This window comes from Bacteroides cellulosilyticus DSM 14838 (assembly GCF_000158035.1).
Taxonomy (GTDB): Bacteria; Bacteroidota; Bacteroidia; order Bacteroidales; family Bacteroidaceae; genus Bacteroides; species Bacteroides cellulosilyticus.
The window spans coordinates 18036-20794 of sequence record NZ_EQ973492.1 but is presented as its reverse complement, the minus strand read 5'-3'; the positions used below and the strand labels follow the sequence as shown (position 1 = coordinate 20794).

Sequence of the window (2759 nt, the reverse complement as noted above, 5' to 3'; positions counted from 1 at the left end):
CAGAATAATTGTTCTAGATAATAATATACCTCAAATTTCTCTTTACTATAAACCGATAATCGGTGACAGCGTCCCTGAAGCAAGTCGTGCGGATTGGGACGTTAGTTACAATTTAGGTGACTCATGGAAACTGGTTCGGAAAGAAAAGAGAAAAAATAGTTCTTTGTTTAAGGTGGATGTAGTTGTGTATCCGGAAGTTTCATTAAAGAATCTGGTGATTACGCAGGTATACCAAGTGCTTTTTAACTTGTCACCGGCAGTTGAGGTTTCATTCTGGAAGGGAATGAAGTTGACCGCACAGGTTATTTTTCCGGTTTATAATGACGGGTATGGTGATTTAGCTGATAAAGTACGTCCTGGATTTCTGACATTGCAACAAACTGTTCGTTTACCTTATAATACATGGCTTACAGGAACTGTCGGAACATTTAATGCAAGCCGGTATGGAGGTGATTTGAAATTGCTTCATGTGTTAAAAGCCGATGAACGTTTTTCGTTTGAAGGACGCATTGGATTAACTGCTGCGTATGAATGGGATGGATTTGAATTTTACTATGGAACAAAGACACGCTTGACGTGGAGTTTAGGAGCTAATTTTTATTGGCCCGAATACAATGTTCAGGCAAGTTTGAAAGGTGAACAATATCTATTGGGTGAAAAAGGCGTAAGATTCGATTTGATTCGCCACTTCCGCTATTGCTCGATTGGCTTTTATGCAATGAAAGCGCAAGGGGCAAAGTCAAATGGCGGTTTTAGATTTCAAATAGCGCTCCCACCTTATAAATATAAGAGAAAAGGATATATACCGCGGGTGACGCCCTCAAAGAACATGGGGATAGCTTATAATGCAGGCAATGAACGCTATTATTATAAGGGATTCCGGGCTAACGCAAGCGAGAACATAATGAGTAATAATAGTTTTAATCCATATTTTATTAAATCAGAATTACTAAATTTTTAATTTTATTGAGATGAAAAAGAAAAGTTTCTTTAACGGCTACAATGCTAAATTAGCATTAGCCGTAGTGGCCTTAACAGGGTCATTACTCACTGGATGTTACAAAGATGAAGGATTGGATATCATCGATCCCGATCAGAGTGTAACATTGCCAGCTGCCCAGTACACAATTACAGGTACAATTTACAGTGCTGAAGGTACTATCTTGACTGCCGCAACAGTTGAATCAGATAAAGGTACTGTTACTCAAAGCAGCGGTTCTTTCACTATTTCAGGTTTGTCAGCCGGTGCTGTAAAGGTTACAGCTAAATGCACAGGTTTCGAGAAACAAGAAACTACTGTGAACATTGCTGAATTGAAACCGGGACAAGCTGCCGTTTATCCTGTTAATTTCGTGTTAGGTAAAACAGCTACAACCAAAGAAGTTGAATTGAGATATAACCTCAAAGTAACAGTTTTGGATGAAGACATGAATGAAATCAACGATGCTGACGTAACTGTATATGGTAAAGGTACCGAAGAAGTAGATTATGAAACTACTCCTCTGACTGCCGGTGCATATAAGATTAAAGCAAGCAAAGACGGATTTGTATCTACTATCCAATACATCTCTTTACCGAATGCTAAGAAAGAAGTAGCTATTGACTTCGCAGACGCATTTGCTACTGAAGATTACACTACAGAAATCGTTCTGGTTAAAACTGCTACAGGAACAGTAGTTCTTGCAGGTGACTTGAAGTTTGGTAACAGATGGATGTTGGCAAAAGTTGTACGTTTGTACAATGACAAGGGTACTCAATTCTACGGTGAAGGTAACTCCAACACTTATGCGTATAAGTTTAATGTTCCTGAAACTGAATTCGTAGAAGAGACTACAACCAAAGCTATTTCTTCTAAATTCTTTAGTGCTACTTTCAAGATCGTTGATGAGAATGGTATTGAAATGACTTTAGTTCAGAAGATTGCTAAACCTACAGCTAGCACAGAACCGGGTGGAGAAGAACCGAATGTTGAAGTGAAGATTGACTTCTCATTCAATGTTGAAGTTACGAGAACTAATGCTGCTCCTACTCTTCTACCGACAGTAGATACTTTCGATCCTATGATTGTAAATGGAACTGATAGAGTTAAACAATATACTTATGACATTCCAGTATTAGTAGGTATGAAGACTATTGACATACAGGGAGGTAACCTTGGCAGCGAAACTGCATTAGGTGTAGCAGTTGCTCAAGCTATGAAGGCAGCTACTGATACAATCGTTGCTGATGGATACAAAAACGCACTTATAGAAAAGGGATACAAATTCGAATTGGCACCTTACACTGCTGTTAAGAGTATCACTTCTAAACAAGAATTCGTTGATTTCACTATAGGAGTAACAAAGGTAACTTCTACTACTATTATTACTTCAGGAGATGAAGAACCGGTTGAAACAACAACAGATGTAAACATGGATCTGTCTGGAGTATATGCTAAATACCAAGCTGCAGGTACAGCTACCGTTAACTATGACGATATGGAAATCATTAAGGTTTCTCACGATCATGGTCATGACCACGGTCATGGTACAGGCAACGCTGGTGGTGGTATCATCGAAGCTGAATAATTCTGATTGTTAAGAACAATAGATCATAATTGACCCGAAAGTATAAAGTGTATAGAGAAAGGCAGATGCAGATGAAGCGAATAATAGTTACGTACTTGTTTTTATGCTGTGCGTTTGTACTTTCGGCTCAATTAACTTACGGTACTACAGGTTTGTTGCATGCCCCTTCGGCAGAAATGCAGAAAGATAAGA

At 38.7% G+C, this 2759-nt stretch carries 2 protein-coding genes and 1 pseudogene; all 3 read left to right on the top strand.

Annotated features, from left to right (window positions below; all coding sequences use genetic code 11):
• Window positions 1–961: hypothetical protein (locus BACCELL_RS18100; RefSeq protein WP_007213419.1), on the top strand; the 961-nt coding region annotated here is incomplete at its 5' end.
• A gap of 10 nt (window positions 962–971) precedes the next feature.
• Window positions 972–2567 carry a carboxypeptidase-like regulatory domain-containing protein gene (locus BACCELL_RS18095; protein ID WP_007213418.1) on the top strand — a complete coding sequence of 532 codons (1596 nt, stop codon included), beginning with the start codon at window positions 972–974 and terminating at the stop codon, window positions 2565–2567.
• 65 nt (window positions 2568–2632) lie between these two features.
• A pseudogene (locus tag BACCELL_RS27780) lies at window positions 2633–2759 on the top strand (YjbH domain-containing protein); the annotation flags it as partial.